We start from the raw sequence: 6,788 nt of genomic DNA on the forward strand, positions 1-6,788 counted from the left end.
TAATCAGGGTCCGACGTACATCATCTCAAAATTCTCTACCAGGGCATTCGGCACTGCAGCTTGACCGCCGAAGACGAAACCATGCTGCAAGTTCGCTTTGCGAGACGTAAGATAGGCTCCATTCCGAGACAAGGAAATCATGCCCTCCATGCAGCTTGTATCACCCTCTGAGGCGAGCATCAAAACCGAATTGTATTTCCCGCAAAGTGCTGCGCCCGTCAAAGCATCCCAATAGCCATCAATAGTGGCTACTCCTGCATTCTTTGCCGTCATTCCTTGAGAAATCGCATACTTCGCAATCGCGAGCGAAGTTGATGCAGCAGTGGGGCCCGATAACCTTTTCACCTCAAGTCCAAAAGAACCGAGCTGCCGATCCACATCGGTCGACACCGCTGCAGGGCCTCCTACAATGATAGCGTTTTCAAAATCGCCCGCCGCAATGGCCGCAAGCGTATCATCCGACAGTGCATGGCTATCGACCTCAGCCAGAAAGACGGGAGATTTTTTCGAATACGAGAAAGGCGCGATCGAAAGCGCATCCCAATACCCATCAGCTGTCGCAACGATTGCGGTTTTCGACCACTGTCCTATTTTCGCTTTGTAGACCTGAACAGCGGTTTCCGTTGCGGTTTTTCCACTTTGCCTCGAGACGGATAGCCCCATGTTTTCAATCTGAGAAATAACCTCGTTCGACACCGCAGCTGGGCCACCTACGACAATCGCCCTCGTTGCTTTTAACCGTTGTATCTCGCGTCTCGCTTGATCGCTCAGACCCGTTCCCTTTGTGAGCAAAATCGGAGCTTCCTCAAAAGACGCGAGGCTTGACGCGGTTAGAGCGTCCCAATATCCATCGAACGTGGCCACGACCACTGAGTTCGAGCCCGATGGATAACTTTTCCTTGAAATACTCTCCATAGTTTCAAAAGCGGTTGCACCCCAGATCCGCTCCCAATGAGATACCCTTTTAATAGTATACTTCACGCTGAACGAACCGGTAAGGTTCTGGTTGACGGCAGACACCGTGACCGTCGGAGCAGCTGAGGAACCTTTGCCGGCGGCGTTGACGTTGTTTCCATAAGACAGGGCGACATCGGATGCAAGCCAACGACGTCCTCCTGCGCTAATCTCCCAGCCGTCGGCAAGAACACAAGGCTTACCGCTCCAATCCTTATCAGAAACACCCGGAAGCACGGCTCCATGTTCGTATAATTTCCCAAGAGATATGTCAACCTTGTTAATCGTGAAAGGAACCTCCAACGATCCAGTCAAGTTTTGACTGTTAGCCGAAGCGACCACCACAGGAGCTTCCTTCGATGCTGATTGCGCTGCATTCACATTGTTACGATACGTTAGTTTTACTTCATGAGAGCTGAACGTTAATCCGGACGCCTTGAGCGACCACCCATCGGATATGGTTTGCGCTGCGCCGTTATACGTTCTCGGCACGATGCCCGGGGAAGAGGCCCCCCGCTCGTAGAATTTTCCCGACGATATATCGAGCGGTTCAATAACAAACGTTTGTGCAAAGGATCCGGTAACGTTGCTCGTTTTACCACTAGCGATCACGGTTGGAGGGTTGTCGCCATAACCTCCACCGACATTGACATTGTTCGAATACTCAATAACAATGTCCTTGTCGTCCAACTTGATGTCATTTTGCCTGATAGTCCATCCAGGAGAAAGCGTTTGCCCTGCGCCATCATACACCCTTGCAGCAATACCTTCCGAAGAGGCGCCGGCTTCATAAATACGACCTCGGTCTAATTCGAAAGGCTTGATATCAAACTTTACATTGAATGAGCCTTCTACGTTCGAACCGTGACCCTTTGCAATGACGGTAGGTGCCGAAGGATCGAACGCGGATGCAGCGTTCGTGTTATTGAGGTAGGTCAGATCTATATCGTTTTCACCAACTTCCAGATCCCCTAACCTTACTACCCATCCGGAAGCCAGAGTTTGGCTTTCCCCGGTATAGGTTCGAGCGGCAACCCCCGAAAGGCTCGATCCGATTTCGAATAGCTCCGCAGAAGAGATGTCTGCTTTCGCAATAGAGAAAGGAACCTCAAACGTACCTTCGAGGTTTTCACTTGTTGCCGAGACGATAGTCGTTGGAGCGTCCCCACTCATCCCGTTTCCCGCAGCCACGTTGTTTCGATACGACAAAACGATATCGCCAGCTCCGAATTCAATCCCATCGACTACGACTCTCCATCCGTCCAATAGCGTTTGCGGCTTTCCCGTATACGTCTTTTCAGCAACACCTTGAGCAGACGATCCGAATTCATATAAAGATCCCTGCGCAATGGAAAGAGGCTTCACCGAACAGTTGAACGAAAACACGGCGACGACAGCCGAGTCTTTTGATGAAATCCTTATTTTGCCCGGGTACGACCCCGCATTTAGACCCGTCTTTAGTTTGCACGTAAGAACAGCAGAGTCTCCAGGCGCAAGCACCGTATTCGAAATCGCCCCCACTTCGTATTCATCCAAACCGGCATCAAGCAAAGGAACAAGCTGCTCAACGGCCACGTTTCCCGTGTTCTCCACCGAAAACGCTATCTCACTTTCGCGTGCATATCCATACACAACATCAGGAGGCGTCATCATCTCAATCGTGAGCGGATGCTCTTGTTTGACTACGTCATGGCGCTTGACGAGCGCATCATGAGTACCGTAATCGGTAAAACCGACATACACCGACTCACCGGCAATCGCCATAGAGGTCGCGTATGCGGGTGAATAAACATCGCTCCCAAGGCTCTCCCATGTCTCGAGATCGCTAGCAGGAGAAGAATACACCTTTGCAACATACCCCTCCCGTGTAGTCATACAAAGATACAAGCGTCCCTCACTTGAAGCAATCTTCCCCGTAGGCGACGATTGTTCATACCCCTTGAGAGACACCGAGCGTTCTACATTGCCCAATCCATCGAGCACCACGATCTGGGGTGTCGCCACATCACCATTCGGGAACCTCAACCCTTGATACACATAGGTCTTCCCGCCGTCATGCGCCACAGAGACGGAATAGGCTGCATGCTCGCTTTTCGACAGCTCTTTCCATTCGTTATTTTTGAACCAGCGTACGAAGCTTACATCTTTATATATATCACCATAGCTGACAGCAAGACCATCACCAAGCTCGAATGCCTTCATGTCGGTGACGGTACCCGCCGGAACCGACGCGACACGGCTTAGTGCCCCTTCGGCCACCTCGTAGACCACAACGTCCTCGAATCCCACTTCGCCTTCGGTGTTGACTACATATAGCTTTTCTCCAACGAAAGCCATGCTCGGAGAGCCTACTCTCGCACCGGCTTCGTACGTCGCCAAAGTACGCCACGCCCCATCACGATACTCTTTCAGAATGATGGTGTAACCGCCGTCGCCTATTCCAATGACATACGGTACGCCGCTCTTTATCACAAGGCTACAACCATACGAATAATCTGAAAGCACTCCGAGATCGGTCCATCCTGAACCTTCGTATTTCAATACGGTTCTCGTTCTCCCATCTTCATCGACGAGAGCGTACACATTGTCCCCATCCGACTGAAGTACAACCCCTCTTGCTTTTGGTGCGATCTGACTTCCCGAGGCATCAAGATTCTGGACGCTATCCCATAAATCAAGCGACTCATAATCCGGATATGCAAGACTGAATGTAATCGAGTCATCGACCTGCTCGACCACCTCAACCACTATTCCCGAGTTCGTTCCATTCGCATAGCACAAGGCGCCGTCGATGATCCCTCTGGAAAAATCGCTTGAACCGATCGATTGCCGCGACCCGCTTGCGGAAATCTGAGCATCCTTTAGATCGCCGGCAGCGTTGCCAAGGCCTGTCTCATTCGGCCTAAATACATACGCATAGTCGTTTCCATTGATGTTGCCCTCGTCTACGTAGGCAGGATTAACTCGATACACAATCAATCCTGACCCGCCGATCTTCGAATCCAAACCTGTTACATTGGATCCCTTTTGACGGTATTCGGCCACAAAATATTCCGAACCCCCTAAGGGCGACCTGAACGCCATCGCCTGGTTGCCCTCAAGCTTGTACGTTCCCGCTTTCGTCACCTCGGGGATCGTCGTCCATCCGATCTGCTCCCTCGTTATGGCAAGTGGACGCGATCGTGAGCCAGACGATGCCATGATATCCCACACTCCTACCGGACTGCCGGCATTGGCCCCAGAACGATAATAATCGCGAGCTCCAAGCGTATGCAGGTATTCATGCGCAACCACGCCCCAATCAAGAGACGCCTGAGTGGTCGGAATGATGTTGTAGGCATCTATTGTTCGAGCATTCGCCCCGTTGCCGACTTTCAAAGAAGGGTCGTTTGCATTTGCCTTATGAGCATGGAAAGGCGTTTGCTCATCGCTCGGTACACCCGCAACTACGATGAGCACATTGTCCACATACCCGTCCAGATCGCCGTCAACACGCGACCCCGCATAATCGTCATAGGTTTCATTGAATCGGTTTATCACTTTGCTGAGAAAATCCAGATCCGAGTTCCATCCGAAATCTTCAGAAGCAACATCGAGTGTAAGATACGAAACACGCCCATCGCTTCTCGTTTGGGGAAAGTCCGTCACCACGTCATGCTGTCCTTCGGACACGGCAGCAAGATAACTCCGAAGGCCCCAACCCACGTAACTGCTCGAATCCGGCTCATTGAACTGATGGGTCATATGCTCCCAATTGGTTCTTATTTCAGGCCGCGCCCCGTTGAGATACGGCTCATTAAACCCCGTGTCGCCATCGCCCACCTCATCCCCAGCGAACCGCACAAGCAGAACCAGGTTGCGAGCCTTGCCGGCTTGATCGATAGGATCGGCAGGAGAAGCAGGCAACACCGAGTCAACAGCCGCTTTCGCATTCACGGCACCATGACTTCCGCTCACCAACAACCGGTCGTTCTCGCTATCCTGCACAGGATCAGCCGTTTCCTCCAAAGCAGAAACCACCTGATCAACCGACAAGTCCGGGTTGGCAGCCCATAGCAACGCCGCAACGCCTCCTACCAATGGAGAGGACATTGAAGACCCGCTTAACGTACGATATCCTTCTGCGTCGGTATGCGAAGTCGACGTAATTGAAGCACCGTAAGCACTAATATCCTTGTACTCGTTATAGTCCGACCAATACGTATTGCCACCATCCCGATCAAGAGATGTCACAGATAGGCATTCTTCAAAATCCGAAGGCAGCGAACGATCCGTCAAAGGATTCCCGTTCGCATCCCCGTTACCCCCAGCGCATACTGTCAAAACTCCGTGCTCGTTACGCATCGACGCAATGGCTTGCTCGAAAGCCCTGTCGCTCGAACTCGAATTCGAAGGATAATAGCCAAGACTCAGGTTAATCACCCGCAAATTGAAGACCTTACCCGCATTAATTAGATTCGCGAGATAACTATACGCCTTGATTATGTTGGATGTGGAAGCTCGCGCCGACAGGGAGCTGGCCCCATCGTTGAACACTTTTACCGGAAGAACGGTTGAGTTGTAGGAAGCACCGGCAATCCCAATTCCGTTATTGGCTTGAGCGCCGATAATGCCTGCGACATGCGTTCCGTGCCCCATAACATCCCCGCGAGGCACCGTCCCGTTGGACGACAATTGAGAGAGCGGCGCATCGTGATACGTGTCGTAAGCCAGTTCGGTATCGATAACTCCAGAAAGATCAACGTGGTCGAGTCGACACCCCGTATCGAGCACCGCCACCGTCACCTTGCCGTCGGAAGTAGCAGAATTCCATGCATCAATGGTTTTACTTTGGTATAAATAGTACTGATTTCCATTGGGCACTAGCGAGTTATTGCACAGCGGATCATCAACGGAAAAGGCTTCGCAATCATCCTCCGCAAGCGGAATGGCCTCGTCGTCGACGTCTTCAATTCCATCGATCAAGCGATACGAATAATTCGGCTGCGCATACGCAACTTCAGGCAAATCAGACAACTCGGCAATAGTATCATCAACAGTCATACCATCAGGTGCCTGAGCTGAAACTATGGCACCGCTTCCCTCTGTTTCAGGCGCGATTTCCTCAATCACCTGAACATCGGCCCCTTCAAGAACCGATGCGGCATCATCGTTTAATGCACGGGCGGTTGAAGAAGACGGGTCATTGAACACGACGATAACCTCACCTGCAACGCAATCTTCACGCGGCTCCTCTTGCGCCACCGATCTCGCCACATCTCCATCAGAAGGCATCTCAGCCTCTTCTAGAGCTGCGACAACCCCATCCTCCTGCGATTCGCTACCCAAGCCAGGAATTACCTCCATGAGGGTGCTTTCGTCAGATCCGTCGTCATCTGCCAAAGCGCCTGACGGCTCGAGGAGTGACGGCTCTAAGACAGTCGAGGCTTCAGCCGGTGACGAATCATCCATCGTCCCAGCAGCCTCCGACCTCTTTTCATCAACCGCATATGCGATTGCGGGAATAGGAAGAGCGAGCGAGATGGCCAGCACGAACGACAGCAGCCCTCGGCAGACAAAGCTAAGCAACATACAACCACCCCGACCTCCAACGCATCCAATGCCGTAGCTGCATTATACGGCATTGATCCCCTTCCAATCGTCGCCACCCTCTTTGCGTCCCACCAGGGCCCCGGGGCAAAGGAAAAGGGCCCCCGATCCTGGCCGGATCGGGGGCCCTCGGGCCTCTCGGCGGAAACGGAAACGCCCTGGGCGAGCGCGACGTCCTGTCCTCCCACGGGCTGACCCCGCAGTACTTTCGGCGATGGCAGGCTTAACTGCCGGGTTCGGAATGG

1 protein-coding gene is annotated in these 6,788 nt (G+C 52.4%); it reads right to left on the reverse strand.

The annotated features are described in order from the left end of the window. Positions 1 to 3: 3 nt before the first annotated feature. Positions 4 to 6,525, reverse strand: a complete 6,522-nt coding sequence (locus H8S61_RS04795; RefSeq protein ID WP_186938124.1) for a S8 family serine peptidase — start codon at positions 6,523 to 6,525, stop codon at positions 4 to 6. Positions 6,526 to 6,788 lie beyond the last annotated feature (263 nt).

This window comes from Eggerthella hominis (genome assembly GCF_014287365.1).
Classification (GTDB): domain Bacteria; phylum Actinomycetota; class Coriobacteriia; order Coriobacteriales; family Eggerthellaceae; genus Eggerthella; species Eggerthella guodeyinii.

Coding starts and splice junctions, on each gene's coding strand:
- H8S61_RS04795 (WP_186938124.1), bottom strand. CDS start 6,525: ATGTTGCTTAGCTTTGTCTGCCGAGGGCTGCTGTCGTTCGTGCTGGCC.